Origin of the sequence: Sphingopyxis sp. LC363, from assembly GCF_000756385.1 — a bacterium.
GTDB lineage: Bacteria > Pseudomonadota > Alphaproteobacteria > Sphingomonadales > Sphingomonadaceae > Sphingopyxis.
In genome coordinates, this window is the sequence record NZ_JNFC01000072.1 from 87,551 (window position 1) to 107,206 (window position 19,656).

18 protein-coding genes, 1 tRNA gene and 1 other RNA gene are annotated in these 19,656 nt (G+C 65.0%); 16 read left to right on the forward strand and 4 right to left on the reverse strand.

The window, feature by feature from the left end; all coding sequences use genetic code 11:
* Window positions 1–124: 124 nt before the first annotated feature.
* Complete coding sequence (locus FG95_RS18900) at window positions 125–781, reverse strand: alpha/beta hydrolase (protein ID WP_037510410.1); 657 nt, start codon at window positions 779–781, stop codon at window positions 125–127.
* A gap of 140 nt (window positions 782–921) precedes the next feature.
* Between FG95_RS18900 and FG95_RS18905 the strand changes: the two genes are divergently transcribed.
* From FG95_RS18905 to FG95_RS18970, 15 genes are all read left to right on the forward strand, one after another.
* Window positions 922–2,013 (forward strand): cysteine desulfurase family protein, encoded by a 1,092-nt coding sequence (locus FG95_RS18905; RefSeq protein WP_037557895.1) that lies wholly within the window; start codon window positions 922–924, stop codon window positions 2,011–2,013.
* The gene (locus tag FG95_RS18910; RefSeq protein WP_037557897.1) at window positions 2,013–2,348 is read left to right on the forward strand and encodes a 2Fe-2S iron-sulfur cluster-binding protein; all 336 of its coding nucleotides are present in this window, start codon (window positions 2,013–2,015) and stop codon (window positions 2,346–2,348) included. The genes FG95_RS18905 and FG95_RS18910 overlap by 1 nt, the downstream gene beginning before the upstream one ends.
* A 141-nt stretch (window positions 2,349–2,489) precedes the next feature.
* Window positions 2,490–2,587: signal recognition particle sRNA small type (gene ffs / locus FG95_RS20385), an RNA gene on the forward strand.
* Between the two features lie 43 nt (window positions 2,588–2,630).
* Entirely contained in the window at window positions 2,631–4,334 is a 1,704-nt protein-coding gene (locus FG95_RS18915; RefSeq protein ID WP_081933264.1) for a DNA polymerase III subunit gamma/tau, read from the forward strand.
* Complete coding sequence (locus FG95_RS18920; protein WP_037557899.1) at window positions 4,331–4,666, forward strand: YbaB/EbfC family nucleoid-associated protein; 336 nt, start codon at window positions 4,331–4,333, stop codon at window positions 4,664–4,666. The genes FG95_RS18915 and FG95_RS18920 overlap by 4 nt, the downstream gene beginning before the upstream one ends.
* A 237-nt stretch (window positions 4,667–4,903) precedes the next feature.
* Window positions 4,904–7,300: an endopeptidase La gene (gene lon, locus FG95_RS18925; protein ID WP_037557901.1), complete on the forward strand. Its 2,397-nt coding sequence runs from the start codon at window positions 4,904–4,906 to the stop codon at window positions 7,298–7,300.
* 168 nt (window positions 7,301–7,468) lie between these two features.
* Window positions 7,469–7,741 carry an HU family DNA-binding protein gene (locus FG95_RS18930; RefSeq protein ID WP_037510426.1) on the forward strand — a complete coding sequence of 91 codons (273 nt, stop codon included), beginning with the start codon at window positions 7,469–7,471 and terminating at the stop codon, window positions 7,739–7,741.
* Window positions 7,742–7,914: 173 nt separating this feature from the next.
* Window positions 7,915–7,989 (forward strand) — tRNA-Val (locus FG95_RS18935).
* An 88-nt stretch (window positions 7,990–8,077) separates the two neighbouring features.
* A complete protein-coding gene (locus FG95_RS18940) occupies window positions 8,078–8,386 on the forward strand; it encodes a PepSY domain-containing protein (protein ID WP_037557903.1) in 309 nt (102 codons plus the stop codon).
* Window positions 8,387–8,519: 133 nt separating this feature from the next.
* Window positions 8,520–9,182 (forward strand): response regulator transcription factor, encoded by a 663-nt coding sequence (locus FG95_RS18945; RefSeq protein ID WP_037557905.1) that lies wholly within the window; start codon window positions 8,520–8,522, stop codon window positions 9,180–9,182.
* A 105-nt stretch (window positions 9,183–9,287) separates the two neighbouring features.
* Window positions 9,288–10,592, forward strand: a complete 1,305-nt coding sequence (locus tag FG95_RS18950) for a sensor histidine kinase (RefSeq protein ID WP_037557980.1) — start codon at window positions 9,288–9,290, stop codon at window positions 10,590–10,592.
* Window positions 10,593–10,947: 355 nt separating this feature from the next.
* Window positions 10,948–12,630 (forward strand): sulfatase-like hydrolase/transferase, encoded by a 1,683-nt coding sequence (locus FG95_RS18955; RefSeq protein WP_200880228.1) that lies wholly within the window; start codon window positions 10,948–10,950, stop codon window positions 12,628–12,630.
* A 123-nt stretch (window positions 12,631–12,753) separates the two neighbouring features.
* Window positions 12,754–13,122: an EamA family transporter gene (locus FG95_RS18960; RefSeq protein WP_037557909.1), complete on the forward strand. Its 369-nt coding sequence runs from the start codon at window positions 12,754–12,756 to the stop codon at window positions 13,120–13,122.
* A 98-nt stretch (window positions 13,123–13,220) separates the two neighbouring features.
* Entirely contained in the window at window positions 13,221–14,414 is a 1,194-nt protein-coding gene (locus tag FG95_RS18965) for a hypothetical protein (protein WP_161786584.1), read from the forward strand.
* The gene (locus FG95_RS18970) at window positions 14,404–15,876 is read left to right on the forward strand and encodes a UbiA family prenyltransferase (RefSeq protein WP_052182522.1); all 1,473 of its coding nucleotides are present in this window, start codon (window positions 14,404–14,406) and stop codon (window positions 15,874–15,876) included. Before FG95_RS18965 ends, FG95_RS18970 begins: the two co-directional genes overlap by 11 nt.
* On the opposite strand, the gene FG95_RS18975 is transcribed toward FG95_RS18970, so the two are convergent.
* The 3 genes from FG95_RS18975 to FG95_RS18985 all read right to left on the reverse strand — a co-directional run bounded on the left by FG95_RS18975 (window position 15,840) and on the right by FG95_RS18985 (window position 18,533).
* Window positions 15,840–17,408: a hypothetical protein gene (locus FG95_RS18975; RefSeq protein WP_052182523.1), complete on the reverse strand. Its 1,569-nt coding sequence runs from the start codon at window positions 17,406–17,408 to the stop codon at window positions 15,840–15,842. The two genes, FG95_RS18970 and FG95_RS18975, sit on opposite strands and share 37 nt — an antisense overlap.
* 145 nt (window positions 17,409–17,553) lie before the next feature.
* Entirely contained in the window at window positions 17,554–18,249 is a 696-nt protein-coding gene (locus FG95_RS18980) for a glutathione S-transferase N-terminal domain-containing protein (protein WP_037557912.1), read from the reverse strand.
* Window positions 18,246–18,533 (reverse strand): chorismate mutase, encoded by a 288-nt coding sequence (locus tag FG95_RS18985; RefSeq protein ID WP_037557913.1) that lies wholly within the window; start codon window positions 18,531–18,533, stop codon window positions 18,246–18,248. Before FG95_RS18985 ends, FG95_RS18980 begins: the two co-directional genes overlap by 4 nt.
* 108 nt (window positions 18,534–18,641) lie before the next feature.
* On the opposite strand from FG95_RS18985, the gene FG95_RS18990 reads away from it, so the two are divergent.
* A complete protein-coding gene (locus tag FG95_RS18990) occupies window positions 18,642–19,655 on the forward strand; it encodes a polyprenyl synthetase family protein (RefSeq protein WP_037557986.1) in 1,014 nt (337 codons plus the stop codon).
* Window position 19,656 lies beyond the last annotated feature (1 nt).

Consider the following 19,656-nt stretch of genomic DNA (forward strand, 5'->3'; position numbering starts at 1 on the left):
GGTGGGGAGGGGGACCGCCGCGAAGCGGTGGTGGAGGGGCAGCGACGTTGCGCCATTGGCCCCTCCGTCAGCGGCTACGCCGCTGCCACCTCCCCATGCCTGCGGCACAGGGAGGATCATTTCGTCAGCGGATCGGCGAATCGGGCGCGAGGCGCATATCCAGATAGTTATCGAGCGACTTCATCAGCTGGTCGAGCTCATGCTCGAAGAAATGATTCGCGCGCGGGATTTCGTCGTGATGGATCGTGATGCCCTTTTGCGTTCGCAGCTTGTCGACCAGCTTCTGCACCGCGCTCGGCGGCACGATCTCGTCCTGCCCGCCCGCGACGATGATGCCCGACGAGGGGCAGGGGGCGAGGAAGCTGAAGTCGTACATGTTCGCCGGCGGCGCGACCGACAGGAAGCCGCGGATTTCGGGGCGGCGCATCAAGAGCTGCATGCCGATCCACGCGCCGAAGCTGAAGCCTGCGATCCAGGTGGTCTGCGCTTCGGGATGGATCGACTGGACCCAGTCGAGCGCCGAGGCGGCATCGGAGAGTTCGCCGATCCCGTTGTCGAACGTGCCCTGGCTGCGGCCGACGCCGCGGAAGTTGAAGCGCAGCACCGCGAAACCGCGCGCGACGAAGCTCTTGTACATCGCCTGGGTGATGCGGTCGTTCATCGTCCCGCCGCCCTGCGGGTGCGGGTGCAGGATCAGCGCGACCGGCGCGCGTGGACGCGGCGGGGGGGAGAAACGGCCTTCGATGCGGCCCTCGGGGCCGGGGAAAATGACGTCGGGCATGGGCGCACCTTCTATATGTCTTGGGCTTGCCAGTGATTCGCCGAGGGGCGGGGTGGCGGAGCGAGATTGGCGCCTATATAGAAAATAGGTCTCAACATGCAACTTTTGCGAATCTTTCGCAATAAGGACTTTCGCGCCGGATGATTTACCTCGACTATCAAGCCACTACGCCGCTCGCTCCCGAGGCGCGCGAGGCGATGCTGCGCTGGCTCGAGGGGGCTGGTGAGGGCGATAGTTTTGCGAATCCCTCGAGCACGCACAAGGCCGGCCGCGCCGCCGCAGCAGCGGTCGAGGTCGCGCGCGACCAGGTCGCGGCGCTGCTACCGAAGGGCGGGCGCGTCTTCTTTACCTCGGGCGCGACCGAGGCGCTCAACTGGGCGCTGCTGCGCGGCGCGGAGGTCATGCCGGGCGGCGTCGCGGGGCTGAGCATCGAACATGCAGCCTCGCTGCAATGCCTCGAAAGGCTGAATGCGACGATCCTCCCGGCCGACGGCGAAGGGCTGGCCCTGCCGCCCGATGACGCACTGATCCCGGAAGGCGGCGTCGTCGCGGCGATGCTCGTCAACAACGAGGTCGGCACGATCCAGCCCGTCGCGGATTTCGCCGCGGCGGCGCATGCGAAGAACAGCCTGCTGCTCTGCGATGCGGTGCAGGGCTACGGCCGCGTCGCCATTCCCGACGGCCCCGATCTGATCGCGATATCGGCGCACAAGATCCACGGACCCAAGGGCATCGGCGCGCTGTGGGTCCGGGACGGCGTCGACCTGCCGCCGCTGATGTTCGGCGGCGCGCAGGAGCAGGGGATGCGTTCGGGCACCGTTTCGCCCGCGCTCTGCGCCGGCTTCGGCGCCGCCGCCGCGCTCGCCGCCGAACGCTTCGACAAGGACGCCGCGCATGTCGAGCGGCTCTGGTCGCTCGCGCGCGATATGCTCCCCGAATGGACGCTGAATGGCGCCGAAAACCCGCGCTACCACGGCAATCTCAACGTCCGGCGCGACGGCGTGAACGGCCTCCGCCTGATGTCCGACGCGCGCGACGTTGCTTTTTCGCTCGGCAGCGCCTGCGGTAGCGGTTCGGGCAAGGTCAGCCATGTGCTGCGCGCGATGGGGATCGGCGAAGCCGACGCGCGCGCGTCGATCCGGCTTGGCTGGGGGCGCTATACGAGCGAGCGGGAACTGCGCGAGGGTCTGAATGCGATCAAGGACGCCGCGCGATTGCAGGGCGTGAACTGATGCGCGTCACCTTCATCCACGCCGACGGCAAGGCGCGCACCGAGGCCGAGGCGCAGGCCGGCGACATATTGCTCGACGTCGCGCAGGCGCATTTGATGCCGCTCGAAGGCACGTGTGAGGGCCAAATGGCCTGCTCGACCTGCCACGTCATTGTGGCGAAAGAGGATTTCGACCGCCTGCCGCCCGCGAGCGAGATGGAGGAAGATATGCTCGACCTCGCCGCCGGGGTGCGCCGCACCAGCCGCCTGTCGTGTCAGATCGTGCTGACCGACGATCTCGACGGGCTGACCGTCCATATCCCGGCCGAAAGCCGCAATATGCAGGGACCGCGCTAGCCCGTTTTCGTCATCCCGGCGAAGGCCGGGATCTCGCCGAGGCGTCAGGGCGCGAGGTCGAGATTCCGGCCTTCGCCGGAATGACGAAGTGGAGGGTTGGGGCCACCGCTTGCATTTCCCCGCGCTCCTCGCCATATGCGCAGCGGAAGTCGGGCGGACGTGGTCTTCGCCAACCCGGTCAGGTCCGGAAGGAAGCAGCCGCAACGAATTCGCCGCGGGTCGTTCCGGCTTCCACCCATTTCCCCCTTCGACAAGACCGCAGCGTCCCCCTAAGACGGGGCCATGGACGATTCCGCCGACGACGATACCCCGATGCTGGGAATGGATCTGCCCGAGACGGTGCCGCAGGCGTCATCGGGTCCCTACCGCGTCCTTGCCCGCAAATATCGCCCGCAGACCTTCGCCGAACTGATCGGTCAGGACGCGATGGTGCGCACGCTCGGCAATGCGATCGCGCGCGACCGGCTGGCGCACGCCTTTTTGATGACCGGCGTGCGCGGGGTCGGCAAGACGTCGACCGCGCGCCTGATCGCCAAAGCCTTGAACTGCATCGGTCCCGACGGGCAGGGCGGGCCGACGATCGACCCATGCGGCGTGTGCGAGCCGTGCCGCGCGATCACCGAAGGCCGCCATATCGACGTGATCGAAATGGACGCCGCGTCGAACACCGGCGTCGACGATGTGCGCGAGATTATCGAGGCCGTGCGCTATGCCGCGGTGTCGGCGCGCTACAAGATCTACATCATCGACGAAGTGCATATGTTGTCGCGCAACGCGTTCAACGCATTGCTGAAAACATTGGAAGAGCCGCCGCCGCACGTCAAATTCCTGTTCGCGACGACCGAAGTGAACAAGGTGCCGGTGACGGTGCTGTCGCGCTGCCAGCGATTCGACCTTCGCCGCATCACCCCCGACATGCTCTTCGCGCATTTCAGCGCGATCCTGCAGAAGGAAGGCGTCGAGGCCGAGGCGCCGGCGATCTGGCTGATCGCCAACGCCGCCGAGGGATCGGTGCGCGACGGCCTGTCGATCCTCGACCAGGCGATCGCGCACGCCGATCTCGACGGCGGGGGAAAGATCAGTGCCGATCAGGTTCGCGTGATGCTCGGCCTCTCCGATCGCACGTCGATCGCGCAGTTGATGGCGACGATCTTGGGCGGCGACGCGGGTGGCGCGATCGACTTGGCGCGGTCGCAATATGCGCTTGGGATCGAGCCTGTCGCGATGGTGCGCGGGTTGATGGACCTGACGCATGCGATCACGCTGGCAAAGGTCTCGCGCCACGACGACCCCGCGCTTGCTGCATCGGACCGCGAACGCATCGGCGACTGGGCGCAAAAGCTCGGTTTCGCGCCGCTCAATCGCCTCTGGCAGCTCTTGCTCAAGGGGCATGAAGAGGTGCTGCGCGCGAACAATCCGCTCGAACATCTCGAAATGCTGCTGCTGCGCGTGATCTACGCCGCGTCGATGCCCGATCCGGGCGAGCTTGCGAAGCTGCTCGAAAAGGGCGGTGTGCCGGCGACGCCGATGGTCGCGCCCGCGGCGCCTTCGGCGCAAAGCGATACTTCCGTGGCATCGCCCGCAGAAGCGCCCGCGGCCGAAATGCCGGCTTCGGCGCTGACGATCGCGCAAATTCACCAACTCCTCGAAAGCTCGGGCAATCATCAGCTTGCGCGTCAAGTTTATGACGATCTCAAGCTTGTCGAGCTCGAGCCCGGCCTACTCGTCTACGCACCGGTTCCCGCGCTCGACGGCGATTTCGCGCGGCGGCTTGGCGAGGCGCTGCTGAGCCACACCGGCAGCCGCTGGCAGGTGCGGCCGGGCGAGGGTGACGCGCGGCCGAGTCTTGGGCAGGTGCGGCAGGCGAAGCTCGACGATAATGATGCGCGAATCCGCGAATTGCCTGTCGTAAAGGCCGCCCTGACCGCTTTTCCCGAGGCGAGGCTTGTCGAAGACGACGACAATCGCCATAGGTCGAACCTATGAAATCGATCGAAGAAATGATGAAGGCGGCGCAGGAAGCCGCCGCCACCGTGCAGGCGCAGATGCAGGAGGCGCAGGCGAAGCTCGACAGCGTCGAGGTCGAAGGCGTGTCGGGCGGCGGTCTGGTGAAGATCACCGCGACCGCGAAGGGCCGCATCAAGGCGATCCACATCGACGACAGCCTCATCGTTCCTTCGGACAAACAGATGCTCGAGGATTTGCTCGCCGCCGCGTTCAACGACGCGCGCGAAAAAGCCGATGCCGCGAGCAATGAGGAAATGGGCAAGATGACGAGCGGCCTGCCGCTCCCCCCGGGTTTCAAGCTGCCGTTCTGATTATCCGTCGCCCCCGCGAAGGGCGACCAGAGTCACGTGCCTCTGGGAGCGGCCGCCGTCGCTTTACGTTGCGGCGCAGTATCAGGCCGATAGCGGCCCCCGCCTTCGCGGGGGCGACGTTATTCTTCCTGTTCAGCACTCCTACATTGAATGCGTGCGAAGTTACGCCATATTAGCGACGAACCACCTATAAGAAAGGGCGGTGCGCCCGGTCGCGGGGCCCGCCCAGGAGCCGTAATGACGCAATCTTATCCCCTTCTTCCGCTGCGTGACATCGTCGTTTTCCCGCACATGATCGTACCTTTGTTCGTCGGCCGCGACCGCTCGGTCGCCGCGCTCGAGGCCGCGATGGAAAGCGACAAGGAAATCTTCCTCGTCGCGCAGCTCGATCCGGGCGAAGACGATCCGCAGCGCGACGACCTGTACGATGTCGGCGTGATCGCGACCGTGCTCCAGCTGCTCAAGCTGCCCGACGGCACCGTTCGCGTGCTCGTCGAAGGCAAGGAGCGCGCGAAGCTGCTGTCGCTCGCCGACGAAGACAAGGCGGTGATGGCGAGCGTCAAGCCGATCGGCGACACGGTCGACGACAGCGTCGATACTGCCGCGCTGATGCGTTCGGTCGTCGACCAGTTCGAAAATTACGCCAAGCTCAACAAAAAGATGCCCGCCGAAACCGCGGTGCAGCTGTCGCAGATCGAAGACGCCTCGCGCCTCGCCGACTCGGTTGCGGGCAACCTCAACATCAAGGTCTCCGACAAGCAGGCCTTGCTCGTCGAGGATGCGCCGTCGAAGCGGCTCGAAATGGTCTTCGCCTTCATGGAGGGCGAGCTTGGCGTGCTGCAGGTCGAAAAGAAGATCCGCGGCCGCGTGAAGCGCCAGATGGAAAAGAGCCAGCGCGAATATTATCTCAACGAGCAGTTGAAGGCGATCCAGCGCGAGCTCGGCAACGACAATGGCGAGGGTGGCGACGACCTGGCCGAGTTGCAGCTCAAGATCGACAGCCTCAAAATGTCGAAGGAGGCGAAGGCGAAGGCGCAGGCGGAGCTCAAGAAGCTGCGCGCGATGGCGCCGATGTCCGCCGAAGCGACGGTCGTCCGCAACTATCTCGACACGCTGATCGGCCTGCCGTGGGGCAAGAAGTCGAAGCTCAAGAAGGATATCGCCAAGGCGCAGGCCGTCCTCGACGACGACCATTATGCGCTCGAAAAGGTCAAGGACCGGATCGTCGAATATCTCGCCGTGCAGGCGCGCACCAACAAGCTGAAGGGGCCGATCCTGTGCCTCGTCGGCCCTCCGGGCGTCGGCAAGACCTCGCTCGGCCGTTCGATCGCGAAGGCGACGGGCCGCGAATTCGTGCGCCAGTCGCTGGGCGGCGTGCGCGACGAGGCCGAAATCCGCGGCCACCGCCGCACCTATATCGGCTCGCTGCCGGGCAAGATCGTGACCAACCTCAAAAAGGCCGGCACGATGAACCCGCTGTTCCTGCTCGACGAGATCGACAAGCTCGGTCAGGATTTTCGCGGCGATCCGGCCTCGGCGCTGCTCGAGGTGCTCGACCCCGAACAGAATGGCAAGTTTCAGGACCATTATCTGGAGGTCGACGTCGACCTCAGCGACGTAATGTTCGTGACCACCGCCAATTCGCTCAACCTGCCGCAGCCTTTGCTCGACCGCATGGAGATCATCCGGCTCGAAGGTTATACCGAGGACGAAAAGGTCGAGATCGCCAAGCTGCACCTGATCGCCAAGCAGGTCGAGGCGCACGGGCTGAAGGCCGGCGAGTTCGAGCTGACCGAAGAGGGGCTGCGCGACCTCATCCGCTATTACACCCGCGAAGCCGGCGTCCGCACGCTCGAACGCGAGATCGCGCGGCTGGCGCGCAAGGCGCTGCGCCGCATTCTCGAAGGCAAGGCGGAAAGCGTCACCGTTACGCCGGACAATCTTTCCGAATTCGCCGGCGTGCGCAAGTTCCGCCACGGCATGGGCGATCTGGAGGATCAGGTCGGCGCCGTCACCGGGCTGGCATGGACCGAGGTCGGCGGCGAATTGCTGACGATCGAAGCGGTCACCGCGTCGGGCAAGGGACAGGTGCGTACCACCGGCAAGCTTGGCGAAGTGATGACCGAGTCGGTGCAGGCGGCGCTGTCGTTCGTGAAGGCGCGCGCGCCGGCCTATGGCATCAAGCCGAGCCTGTTCGCGCGCAAGGATATCCACATTCACCTGCCCGAAGGCGCGGTGCCGAAGGACGGCCCGTCGGCGGGCGTCGGCATGGTCACCGCGATGATTTCGACGCTGACCGGGATCGCGGTGCGCCGCGACGTCGCGATGACGGGCGAAGTCACGCTGCGCGGGCGCGTGCTCGCGATCGGCGGGCTCAAGGAAAAGCTGCTCGCGGCGCTGCGCGGCGGCATCAAGACGGTGCTGATACCCGAGGAAAATGAAAAGGACCTCGTTGAAATCCCGGCGAATATCACGAGCGGGCTCAAGATCATCCCGGTCAACCATGTCGATCAGGTGCTGGCCGAAGCGCTCGTGTCGCCGGTCGTGCCGATCGAATGGACCGAGGCCGACGAGCTTGCCGCGTCGCCGCCGGTGCCGCCGGGAAGCGACCCCGAATCGGCGATTCGGCACTGAGGCGCCGCCGCTCGGGGGCGTTTCACCCCAAATTCGTCGCAAAATCGACGTTTTGGAACGTTTTTCGCCCTTTTTTGCTTTGACAAGACAGGGGCAAACATCGTTAGTGGCGCGCCATGGCTTCGGGCCATGAGAATCATTCAACCATAATGCAGGGGTTCCTTAGGCATGAACAAACAAGACCTGATCGCCGCCGTCGCCGATTCGAGCGGCCTGACCAAGGGTGATGCCAGCAAGGCCGTGGAAGCTGTCTTCGACGCGATCACCGGCTCGCTGAAGAAGGGCGGCGAAGTCCGTCTCGTCGGCTTCGGCACTTTCGCGGTCAGCAAGCGCAAGGCATCGACCGGTCGCAACCCGCGCACCGGCGAAACGATGACCATCGCGGCGTCGAACCAGCCGAAGTTCAAGGCCGGCAAGGCCCTCAAGGACGCCGTCAACTAAGTTGGCCCGCGCCTTTTGGTAAAAACATCTCGGGCCGCGGCGCAAGCTGCGGCCCGATTTGCATTACCAGTCGGTCGGTGGGCGAATTTTCGGGCAAATGGGCGTTGCATTCACCGCGCCAGCGGCTATGGACGTCCGGCTTTCGGACGCCGGACTTCGGTTCGCACCGGGACGGGCGCGTAGCTCAGCGGTAGAGCACACCCTTCACACGGGTGGGGTCACAGGTTCAATCCCTGTCGCGCCCACCATGGCCCTTCGCGCCATGGTGGAAACCCGAACCGTGGCTGACCCGCCCATTCATCGCCTATTCAATGCTTTCGCGTTAGAGAAACGGCCATGACCCGCACCCTGACCCTTTCGCTGATCTCCGCCCTGCTGCTGTCGGCAGGCGCCCCCGCGCTCGCGCGCGGCGACCGTGATCAGGACAATCTGCGCCAGGCCGCGGCGCAGGGGCAGGTGGTTCCGCTGAACAAGCTGGTCGCGGATATCCGTTCGCGCCCGCCCTACAACGACATGACCTATCTTGGCGGACCGCAGTTCGATGCGGGACGGATGATCTACAAGCTCAAATTCATGGACGGCAGCCAGGTGGTCGTTGTCTATGTCGATGCCCGCACGGGCCGGATCGTCGGCCGCAAGCCCTGACAAATAGTGGGTCTGGACCCCAAAAAGACCGCCCGTTTCGTCGCAACGAGATTTTGCGATGGACGTTCGGACTTGATACACAGTCGAAACATGCGGGCCGTCCGGTTCGGTTTCGCAAAGGAAAGGCGCCTGAATGCGGATTTTGATTGTCGAGGACGAACCCACGCTGGGCCCGCAGCTCAAGGCGACGCTCGAGGGGGCTGGCTATGCCGTGGACCTCGCGACCGATGGCGAGGACGGGCATTTCCTCGGCTCGACCGAAACCTATGACGCGGCGATCCTCGATCTCGGGCTTCCCGAAATCGACGGGCTGACCGTGCTCGACCGCTGGCGCCGCGAAAAGCGCAATTTCCCGGTGCTCGTGCTGACCGCGCGCGACAGCTGGTCGGACAAGGTCGCGGGGCTCGACGCCGGCGCCGACGACTATCTGGCCAAGCCCTTCCAGACCGAGGAGCTGATCGCTCGCCTGCGCGCGCTGATCCGCCGCGCGTCGGGCAATGCGTCGAGCGAACTGATCGCGGGCGACGTCCGTCTCGACACGCGCTCGGGCCGCGTCACGCTCGCCGGCGAGCCGGTGAAGCTGACCGCGCAGGAATATAAGCTGCTGTCCTACCTGCTCCACCACAAGGGCAAGGTCGTGTCGCGTACCGAGCTGATCGAGCATATCTACGATCAGGATTTCGACCGCGATTCGAATACGATCGAAGTGTTCGTCACGCGCATCCGAAAAAAATTGGGCGCCGACATCATCACGACGATCCGCGGGCTCGGCTATCAACTCGACGATCCGCAATAAACCATGTCGACGGCCGACGTCGCCCCGGAGGTCGAAACCGACCCGGACGCGGCAATCAAGCCCCTAGCCACGTCGGGCCGCATCACCGGCTCGCTGGCGCGGCGCATGATCGCGATCGCGGCGCTCTGGATTTCGGTGCTGCTGATCGGCGGCGGTTTCGCGCTCGATCAGGTGCTGAAGAGCGCGATCACGCGCAATTTCGACTCGGGCCTCGAATATGTGCTGATCGCGATGATCCGCTCGTCGGAGATCGGCCCCGATGGCGAGGTGCGGCTGATCGAGCCGCTCGGCGACCAGCGCTTCCTCGAACCGTACAGCGGCCTCTATTGGCAGATCAGCGGGGGCAATCAGGAACCCTACCGCTCGCGTTCGCTGTGGGAGCGCACGTTGAAGGCGCCGACACCCCATGTCGACAACCAGATCCACACATACGACAGCAACCAGTTCCCCGACGAGGAATTGCGCGTGCTCGAACGCAATGTCATCCTGCCGGGGAGCCGGACCAATTGGCGGTACCAGATCGCGCAGTCGCGCGAGGCGCTCGATGCGCAGGTCAGCGCGGTGCGGCAGACATTGATCCCCAGCCTCGTGCTGCTCGGGCTCGGTCTCATCATCCTCGCGGCGCTCCAGACCTTCTATGGCCTGTGGCCGCTGCGCCACATCCGGCGCGCGATCGCGGCGATGCGCGGGGGGCAGAACCGCCGCGTCACCGCGCCGCTGCCGCTCGAAGTGCAGCCGATGGTTGACGAACTCAACGCGCTGCTCGCGCATAATGAGAAACAGGCCGAGGAAGCCCGGCTCCACGCCGGAAATCTCGCGCACGCGCTGAAGACCCCGCTCACTGTGCTCGTCAATAGTGCAACCAGCTCGGACAGCGAACTGGCCGAAACGGTGCGGCGCGAGGCGGCGACGATGCAGCGGCAGGTCGACCACCACCTCGCACGCGCGCGTGCGGTCGGCCGCCGCGGCGCGGCGCAGGCCCGCGCGGTGGTATGGGACAGCGTCGGCAGCGTGTCGCGCGCGGTCGCCGCGCTCTATCCCGATGTGCGGCTCGATGCCGCGGGCGACAAGAGCGTCATTGCGCGCGTCGAGCGGCAGGATCTCGACGAACTTATCGGCAACCTGCTCGAAAATGCCGCCAAATATGGCGGGGGCAGCATCTTCGTGACGATCGGCCGCGACGACAATATGGCCGAGATATTGGTCGAGGACGACGGCGCGGGCATCTCGCCCGCCGACCGCTCGCGTATCTTCGACCGCGGCGTGCGGCTCGACAGCGGCAAGCCGGGGACGGGGCTGGGGCTCGCGATCGTGCGCGACGTGGCGGAGATTTACGGCGGCAATATCATGCTGGAGGAGAGCGAGGATCTGGGCGGGTTGCTGGTGCGCCTAAGGCTGCCGGCGGGGTAGGACCGCGTCGGATCGCAGAGTTTCTCGTGCGCTACGGAACGAACGGAAAGCCGACCGGGTGCGAAGTCATTTTGTCCAGCGACCACGACGATCTCGAGCAGATGACGTGCCGCCTGGTCGAGGCTCGCGCTCGCTTTCGGCCGGGAAAGAATGACCGCGGAGAAGCTGCCAAAACAAGGTGAACTGGCACCTCGCCGCGACGATGATCGTCTCGCCAATCGGTATCGTCGCTGCGGACCTTGCCGACAATAACGTCGATTTAATATTCCCTTGGCGGGAAAGGGAATAGCATAGGGCATGTTCCGGGGGCGACATGAAGCGATACTCTGATGTGCGGGCTTACGTCAAAGAGGTATTGCTGGCACTTTGTTTTCTTTCGGCGCTGCCCGCTATCGTCAATCGCTCTGCCGATCTCGTAGGACCCGTCCCGCACGCGGGCTATCTGTTTCTCCTCATCATATTGTGGGGTGGGCTCCTCGGGGCCGCCTACACTCCGCCGGCAATTCTACGCTGGATCACTGCGTTCCTGCTGGCCGGGGCGGCCTATTACATGCTCGTGTTCGAGCGCGTGACGACCGAGTTCCTGACCTACGACGCCTTCATCAACATGCTGCACTCCGCGGCGTTCATTGGCGATGCCCTGGCGCAGAATCAGACCGCGTTTGTCGGGGCGGCGCTTCCCGCGCTGCTTCTGCTGGCGGCCATCGGAATGGCGCCGCGGCGGCACCTTCCGCTCCCCCGATGGCTGGTCGCCGCGACGCCCTGGCTGGCGATGTTCGCACTGACGGGACTGCTTTTCCTTCGCGGCGGCGACGGTGCGCGTGGACAGCCGCCGAGCTTCGCGCCGATCGCCTATCTGACGCTTGCCGGATATGAGAAGGCGACGGGCAATATTGGCGAGCGCCAGTCCGTTCGCCTTCGGTGGGCCCGCCGGCCGCTCAGCCGGAATATCATCCTCATCGTCGATGAAAGCGTCGCCGGCCAGTATCTGGACGTCAATTCGCCGCCCGGCGTGCCCACGCCGCTCTCAGGCACTTGGCCATCCGCCCGCATTTACAACTATGGTCTCGCCGCGTCGGTCACCAATTGCAGCGTCGGCAGCAATGTCACCCTTCGCTACGGCGGCACGCGCAATGACTATCAGCGGATCAACGGCACGCAGCCGTCGATCTGGGCCTATGCCCGCAAGGCCGGGCTGCGCACCGTCTATATCGACAGCCAGCGAACCGGCGGCGCGCTGCAAAACATGATGAGCGATGAAGAGCGCGCGCTGATCGACCACTTCGTGCAATTCGACAATGTGCCCGTGGAACAGCGCGACCGGGCGGCGGCGAGCGAACTCATCCGGGAACCTGCCGATCATCGTCCGAAATTCATTCTCGTGAACAAGGTCGGTGCCCATTTTCCGGTTCACGACAAGTTTCCGGCGGCTTACCTGCGCTATCATCCGGTTCTGCCACGCGGACGATACCGGAATATTTCCGATACCGGCAGCCGCGCGGGCTTCGCCGGTGGAATGGAGGATTGGGTTCGCTACCACAATTCCTATCGCAATACGTTGCTGTGGAATGTCGGGGCGTTCTTCGAAACGCTTCGCGACGAGGCCGATTTTTCGCAGACGACGATGATCTACACGTCCGACCATGGCCAGAATCTGCATGAGCGGGGCAATCCCGGACTTTCCACCCATTGCAGCGTCGATCCCGTCCAGGAAGAAGGCGTCGTTCCGCTGGTGGTGATCGACGGCAACCGGGGTTCGGGCGTGGATTGGCGCCGGGATGTCGCGCATAACCGTAACCGGTCGAGCCACTATATGATTTTCCCGACCCTGCTGGAACTGATGGGTTATGATCCGGGCGCCGTCGAAAAGCGCTACGGACGGGCGCTGAACGAAGCTTCGCACGATCCTGTGAGCTTCAACAAGCTGTTCAATGCGCGGCTCAATCGCAAACCACAGTGGGTCATGATCGATCCGGCAAGCGTCGTTCAGCCGCCCCGCGCCGACATTCGCGACGATCCTGATCGCGGCCGGCGGTAAGTCGGCACGCGCGACGGACAGTGGCCTGTTCGGCAGGAATTGGCTCGACATTTGGCTCAAGATTAACCTTATCTTGTATCGCCGCGATTAGTGGCAAACCGCTGACAGACCGAAAGATTGTCCATGACAGTGCGCCTGCTCCTTCTGATCCTCGCAAGCGTAAGCCTCTCCGCCCTTGCGCAGCTCGCCCTCAAGATCGGGACGACCGCCGCCGCCGGTGGCCGATCGACGGGCATCGGCGGAGAGATTGGCGGCCTCGCGCAATCCCCGATGATCCTGCTGGGCCTCGCCCTCTACGGCATCGGAGCGCTGCTCTGGCTTTTCGTTCTCGGCCGTGCCCCGCTGTCGCTGGCCTATCCCTTCGTCGGGATCGGCTTCATTCTGACGATGCTTGCGGGTGCCTTTTGGCTGAACGAAAGCATCAGCGTCGCACGCGTCGTCGGAACCCTGCTGATCGCCGTCGGCTGCGTGCTGGTCGCGCGCTCGGCGTAAATCCCGTGACTCCGCCGAGCCCAAATCTTCAGCCCGCGATACTGGAGCTCTCACCGCGAGCCTGCTCGGCCCTGCTCGCCGCGATCGTCCTCGTCGCCGTGGTTCTGAGAGTGGCGGGCGCGTGGGTCCTGCAGCATCCACTCGATAGCGATCCGCTCGCCTATTTCACCATGGCCCAAGGCCTCGCCGAACGCGGCGAGCTCGCCGATATGTACGGCCAAAAGGCTTTCTACAGCGCCGGCTACCCCTTGCTGCTGGCTCCCTTTTTCAAGGCTTTGGGCAGTTCGGTCGGCGTGGCGATCGCGGTCAATCTGCTTTTGTGCGCGGTCAGCATCGGACTGATCTACCGGCTCACGATCGCGCTGTCCGGGCATCGCGGCGCGGGGCTGATCGCCGCTGCCGTCTATGCGCTCTGGTTTCCCGGCCTCTGGAACGCGACGATGCTGGCAAAGGAGAATCTCTCGACCCCCTTGCTGCTTGGCATCGCCCTCTGCGCGGTCGGGATCGCGCGCGGCGAACGCCCGGCGGGCACCGCGCTGGTCGCCGGCCTGTTGTGGGGGGCGGCGCTGGTCACGGGCGGTTCGGCGCTGCTGCTCTGCTTCGGCGTCGCCGCCGCGCTGCTGATGCTCTGGCGCGCGCGGGGCAGCTTTGCACCGGCCTTTTCCGCGGGGCTATGCTTCATCGTCGGCGGCGCGGTGATGCTGGCGCCGTGGCTTTACGCGACCAACCAGATGGTCGGCCGTCCGGTCCTCACCACCAACGCCGCGTTCAACCTGTATCTCGGCAACAACCCCGCCGCGACCGGCAGGTTCGTGAGCATCGCCGACACGCCGCTGGCGAAGGATTGGGACGCCACGCGCCTGCGCCTTGGCGAGGCCGGCAATGCGGACCGCCTGCAAGCCGCAGCGCTCGACTGGATCGACGCGAATCCTGGCCGGGCGGCGGAACTGGCCGCGCTCAAACTCGTCTATTTCTGGCAACCCAATCTTCCCGACGCGAACGATTTCGCGGCCTCGAAGGCCATCGCCTCGATCCGGCTCTTCGAGGTTGCGCAATATGGGCTGATCCTGCTGATCGGGCTGCTCGCCTTTCGTTCGCGGCGGATCGCAAGCGACGGCAAATGGATTTTTGCCGCCATGATCGCGGGCTTCTGGTTGATCCATGCCGCCGCCTATATCATCATCCGCTACCGCGATCCGGCGATTCCGCTGCTGATCGTCATGGCAGCCGTCCCGGTCGCCGCCTGGATCGAGCGGCTTCCGGCGCGAAGGGCCGTACGCGATGCTGCATGAACAACCCGACCGCGCCCCTGACCTCGCCAACGAGGCCGTGCCGCTGTTCGTCGACGTCGACGGGACGCTGACGCGCGCGGATATCTCGCTCGAAAGCTTCGTGCGGATCGGGCGATCGGGCATAGCCGCGCTGATCGCGGTGCTGGCATGGCTGATCGCGGGTCGCGCCGTCGCCAAGACAATGGCCGCGCGGCGCGACCGCATCGATGCCGCGCGACTGCCCTACCGGCCAGAAGTACTCGATCTCATCGAGCAGGCGAGGGCCGAAGGCCGCCCGGTGATCCTCGCGAGCGCAAGCCATTGGCGGCACATCCGCCGCATCGCCGATCATCTGGCGCTTTCGGATCCGGTCATTGCAACGCGCGGCCGCTCCAACCTGAAAGGCGCCGCCAAGCTGGCGGCCATCCGTGCACGCATCGGTGCCGATACGCCGTTCGACTATGTGGGCGACAGCCGCGCCGACAGCTGCCTGTGGCGCGAAGCGCGGCAGGGCTGGTCGGTCGGCCATGTCCCGCCGCGATCGGCGGTCGAACGCCTCGGCGACCTGCGCCGCAGCCCCGCCCGAGCCATTGTCAGGGCCATGCGGCCCCACCAATGGGCCAAGAACGCGCTGGTGATCGTTCCCGCGCTGACGTCGGGCGAGTTCACGAAGCCCGCCATATTGCTCACGGCCGTGGCGGCCGCGTTGCTCATGTCGCTGATCGCCTCGTCGATCTATTTGCTGAACGACCTGCTCGATATCGACTCCGATCGTGCGCATCGTACCAAATGGAAACGGCCGCTTGCCTATGGCGATCTCCCGATCCCCGCCGCGCTCGGCCTGTCCCTGCTTCTCGCGGCCGTCGGCCTTGCCGGGGGATGGCTGTTGGGTGGCCCGGAACTGACCTTCTGGCTCCTCGCCTATATGGCGATCACGACCGCCTATTCGTTCCGGCTGAAGGCGGTGATGGTCGGCGACGCGATCGTCCTCGCTTCGCTCTACACGATCCGTATCTGGATCGGCGCGATCGCGATCGGGGTAGCACTCAGCTTCTGGCTGTTGCTCTTCTCGGTCTTCCTGTTCCTGAGCCTCGCCTATCTGAAACGCTATGTCGAGATGCGCGACGCGATCGAACCCGGGCGCCTGCTGAGCGGGCGCGGCTATGTCGGCGGCGATCTTGACGTGGTGATGATGTCGGGGATCTCGGCCGGAATGGTAGCGATCCTCGTGCTCGCTCTGTTCGCGCATGACCCGGAAACGGCCGAACATTATGCGTTGCCCGAAATGCTGTGGCTGCTCTGCCTGCCGCTGATCTACTGGCTGAACCGCATCTGGATGATGGCCCGGCGCGGCGAGGTCGAGGGCGACCCGGTGGCTTTCGCGATAAAGGACAGGCGAAGCCTCTTCGTCGGCGTCGTTATGGCCTGCGTTTTCCTTGGCGCCCTCTACGGACCGGCGCCCATCCACCTGATCGCCGATTGAGGGCGCGGAATCGAGCCGGGCTCAGGGGGCTCGGACGCCTGCTTGATCAACAGCGTATCGATCCCGCGGCTGTAGACTATCGCATAGCCCGGCAAGCGGGGAACGCTCTTGCTATCGATTCCCGCGATCCACAATGCGTTGAAATCCGCCTGTGCCATGCTTCTCATTCGTTCGCCGAGCGCATGCCGATCCGGCGCGCCTTCGGGGCAGTGGACCGGAATGTCCTGCGAACCGTCGAACCAGCGGGCGCGATCCGGTGGTTGCCGGATCGTCATCACGTCCGAGCCGGGGATCTGGAACAGCGTATTGCCGAATGCGTCGCGCCGCGTGATCGCATAGGCGCCGAGCTTGCGGTTCGGGGTCAATGTCCAGTTGTCGCACCCTGCTTCCGCGGACAGGAATCCAAGCCGGCTCCCCCGTGGCACCTCGTCGAGCAGAACCAGCCTCTTTTGCAGCGCGCGGTCGGCCTGCCACCAATGCACCGATGTCCACCCTGCGCGCAGCACGAACAGGCTCGCGCCCAGCATGATCAGCAGCCGCTCGCGTTCGGGTCTTGGAGCGGGGCGGATCGCCATGATCGTGACCATCATCGCCACGGGAGCGAGGCGCAGGTCCGCACCCCAGCTTCCCAAAACCGTCGTCGGCAGCACGAGCGTCGCGAACAGCAGCAATCCGCCGCCCGCGGCGAGGCGAGGCTCCAGCCGGCGCCCGCCCGCCCACAGGAACGCAAGGATCGCGCCGAGGCAGATGCTCGCCGTTATCGCGAGGTCGAATGGCATCGACAGGCCTTTGAGCGCCGTGACGAAATTCATGGCCTTCGCCTGCAGGAGGTGGGGAGCATACCAGAACAAACGGCCGCCGCCTTCGGCGTGCCAGACCAGGAGTGGAACGATCGGCAAAATCAACGGCGCAGCGCGCAAGGCGCGATGCACCAGATCGCGCCAGCTTCGCACCATCGCGAGCTCTGCGCTGGCAACAAGGAAAAGCAGGATCGCCCATCCCATGATATGGGCGGTCCACACCGCGATGGCGCCGAGACCGAAGGCAAGCGCGGCATGAAGGCTACCCGGCCGCTTGGCATACCACGCCGCCGCGACGAGCAGCGCCAGCGCCACGGACAGGCAATAATTGAGGAAACCGAACAAAAAGGGCTGCGCGAAAGCGAATGGCAGCGCGAGCATCGCGCCCCCCGTCACACGGCCGTGCGCCGAACGGGACAATAGGAGGATGCCGGCAACGGTGAGCGGAGCGATCAGCGCGCTCACGATGCGCGTGGCGGGCTCCACGCCAAGCCAGGACGAAAGCGCCAGGACGGGAAGGTCGACGCCAAGATTGCCGACCCAGCGCCAGTCGACGATAAAATAACGGTCGAGTGCCGTTCCCTGTCCGATCGCCGCGAAAATATGGTGACGCGCAAGATGATTGGGATAATCCGATGCTCCGGGCACGGTAACGACCAACATCGGCACGGCGGCGAGAAGGATGAGCAGCGCCGCGCACGAGAGCGGGACCACCTTTTTGCCGATCATCATCCCGCCGTATTCCTTCCGGCAAAGCCCTATTTCGTGTGCGGCAATTTGTCGTGCTGCCGAAAAGCGATTCCAGCCGACGGCATGATCAACGTCCATCTGAAAAATTGAAGAGTCTGACGGTGCCGAGCTCCCGCCTTTACCAGCCTCACGCCGCGGTTACTTCCAGCCCGCGCTGGACGCCGGGCCGTGCGAGCCCCGCATCCAGCCAGCGCTGGACATGCGCAAAGCGATCGAAACCGACGATTTCGCGCGCCTCGTAAAAGCCGATCAGGTTGCGCACCCAGCCGAGCAGCGAAATATCCGCGATGCTGTATTCATCGCCCATGATCCACGCGCGGCCATCGAGACGGCCGTCGAGCACGCCGAGCAGCCGCGCGGATTCGGCCGCGTAGCGGTCGCGCGGGCGCTTGTCCTCATATTCGCGCCCGGCGAATTTATGGAAGAAACCGAGCTGGCCGAACATCGGGCCGACGCCGCCCATCTGCCACATCACCCACTGGATCGTCTCGTAGCGCGTGGCCGGATCGGCCGACAGGAACCGCCCGCTCTTGTCGGCGAGGTAGATCAGAATCGCACCCGATTCGAATAGCGCGAGCGGTTTTCCGCCGGGGCCCTGCGGGTCGTAGACCGCGGGGATCTTGCCGTTGGGGTTGAGCGCGAGAAAGGCCGGGTCATGGCTTTCGTTCGCCATGATGTCGATCCGGTGCGGCTCATAGGGAAGGCCGGTTTCCTCGAGCATGATCCCCGCCTTCACCCCGTTTGGCGTCGGCGCGGAAAAAAGCTGGATGCGCTCGGGATGCTCGGCCGGCCAGCGGGCGAAGATCGGGTGGCCCGGGCTCATGCGTCCTGCTCGCGCTTCGCCTGCTGGTGATGGCGGATCACCTCGTCGATGATGAAGCGCAGGAATTTCTCGGTGAAATCGGGGTCGAGGTCGGCATCGCGGGCGAGGCTGCGGAGCCGCTCGATCTGCCGTTCCTCGCGGCTCGGGTCGGCGGGGGGCAGGCCCTCGCGCGCCTTGAGTTCGCCGACCGCCTTGGTCACCTTGAACCGTTCGGCGAGCATATAGACGAGCGCGGCGTCGATATTGTCGATGCTCTGGCGGTAACGGCTCAGCTGGTCGTCCATGGGTGCGCGGCTCCTCTTATCTCCGGCACGCTTGGCACCGGCGGGGGGCTGCTGGCAAGCCGAAAGTCGTTGCAAAATCGCGACCGCGCGGCCAAGGGTCGCCGCGTCATGACTGCCGAAATTCATCAGCTACATGGGCAGAGGCCGCCCTCGCTCGACCCGATGATGGCGCTCGTCGCCGCCGACATGAATGAGGTGAATTCGGTCATCCTCGACCGCATGCAGTCCGAAGTGCCGCTGATCCCCGAACTCGCAGGGCACCTGATCGCGGGCGGCGGCAAACGGATGCGGCCGATGCTGACGCTCGCCTGCGGCAAGCTGCTCGACTATCCGGGGCGGCGGCATTGCAAATTGGCGGCGGCGGTCGAATTCATCCACACCGCGACGCTGCTCCATGACGATGTCGTCGACAAATCGGACCTCCGCCGCGGCCGCAAGACCGCGAACATGATCTGGGGCAACAGCGCGTCGGTGCTCGTCGGCGACTTCCTGTTCAGCCGCGCGTTCGAGGTGATGGTCGAGGACGGATCGCTGAAGGTGCTCAAGATCCTCAGCCGCGCCTCGGCGGTGATCGCCGAGGGCGAGGTCAACCAGCTCTCCGCCCAGCGCCGGATCGAGACGAGCGAGGATCAATATCTCGCGATCATCAACGCCAAGACCGCCGAACTGTTCGCCGCGGCATGCAAGATCGCCGCGGTCGTGGCCGAGCGCGACGAAGCGACCGAAGCGGCGCTCGACGCCTATGGCCGCAATCTCGGCATCGCCTTCCAGCTCGTCGACGATGCGATCGACTATGTTTCGGACGCCGAAACGATGGGCAAGGGCGTCGGCGACGATTTCCGCGACGGCAAGGTCACGCTGCCCGTCATCCTCGCCCATGCGCGCGGGTCCGCGGAGGAGCGCGAATTCTGGAAACAGGCGATCGTCGGCCACCGCACATCGGACGAGGATCTCGCCTATGCGACCTCGCTGCTCCACAAGCACGATACGATCGCCGATACGCTGGCGCGGGCGCGTCACTACGGCCAGCGCGCGGTCGATGCGATCGGCGGCTTCCGTGCGAGCCAGGCGAAATCGGCGCTGACCGAGGCGGTCGCCTTCGCGGTCGCGCGCGCTTATTGAG

Coding starts and splice junctions, on each gene's coding strand:
- FG95_RS18910 (WP_037557897.1), top strand. CDS start 2,013: ATGCGCGTCACCTTCATCCACGCCGACGGCAAGGCGCGCACCGAGGCC.
- FG95_RS18930 (WP_037510426.1), top strand. CDS start 7,469: ATGAACAAACAAGACCTGATCGCCGCCGTCGCCGATTCGAGCGGCCTG.
- FG95_RS18990 (WP_037557986.1), top strand. CDS start 18,642: ATGACTGCCGAAATTCATCAGCTACATGGGCAGAGGCCGCCCTCGCTC.
- FG95_RS18900 (WP_037510410.1), bottom strand. CDS start 781: ATGCCCGACGTCATTTTCCCCGGCCCCGAGGGCCGCATCGAAGGCCGT.
- FG95_RS18960 (WP_037557909.1), top strand. CDS start 12,754: ATGACAGTGCGCCTGCTCCTTCTGATCCTCGCAAGCGTAAGCCTCTCC.
- lon (WP_037557901.1), top strand. CDS start 4,904: ATGACGCAATCTTATCCCCTTCTTCCGCTGCGTGACATCGTCGTTTTC.
- FG95_RS18950 (WP_037557980.1), top strand. CDS start 9,288: ATGATCGCGATCGCGGCGCTCTGGATTTCGGTGCTGCTGATCGGCGGC.
- FG95_RS18980 (WP_037557912.1), bottom strand. CDS start 18,249: ATGAGCCCGGGCCACCCGATCTTCGCCCGCTGGCCGGCCGAGCATCCC.
- FG95_RS18905 (WP_037557895.1), top strand. CDS start 922: ATGATTTACCTCGACTATCAAGCCACTACGCCGCTCGCTCCCGAGGCG.
- FG95_RS18985 (WP_037557913.1), bottom strand. CDS start 18,533: ATGGACGACCAGCTGAGCCGTTACCGCCAGAGCATCGACAATATCGAC.
- FG95_RS18945 (WP_037557905.1), top strand. CDS start 8,520: ATGCGGATTTTGATTGTCGAGGACGAACCCACGCTGGGCCCGCAGCTC.
- FG95_RS18975 (WP_052182523.1), bottom strand. CDS start 17,408: ATGATGATCGGCAAAAAGGTGGTCCCGCTCTCGTGCGCGGCGCTGCTC.
- FG95_RS18940 (WP_037557903.1), top strand. CDS start 8,078: ATGACCCGCACCCTGACCCTTTCGCTGATCTCCGCCCTGCTGCTGTCG.
- FG95_RS18915 (WP_081933264.1), top strand. CDS start 2,631: ATGGACGATTCCGCCGACGACGATACCCCGATGCTGGGAATGGATCTG.
- FG95_RS18970 (WP_052182522.1), top strand. CDS start 14,404: ATGCTGCATGAACAACCCGACCGCGCCCCTGACCTCGCCAACGAGGCC.
- FG95_RS18920 (WP_037557899.1), top strand. CDS start 4,331: ATGAAATCGATCGAAGAAATGATGAAGGCGGCGCAGGAAGCCGCCGCC.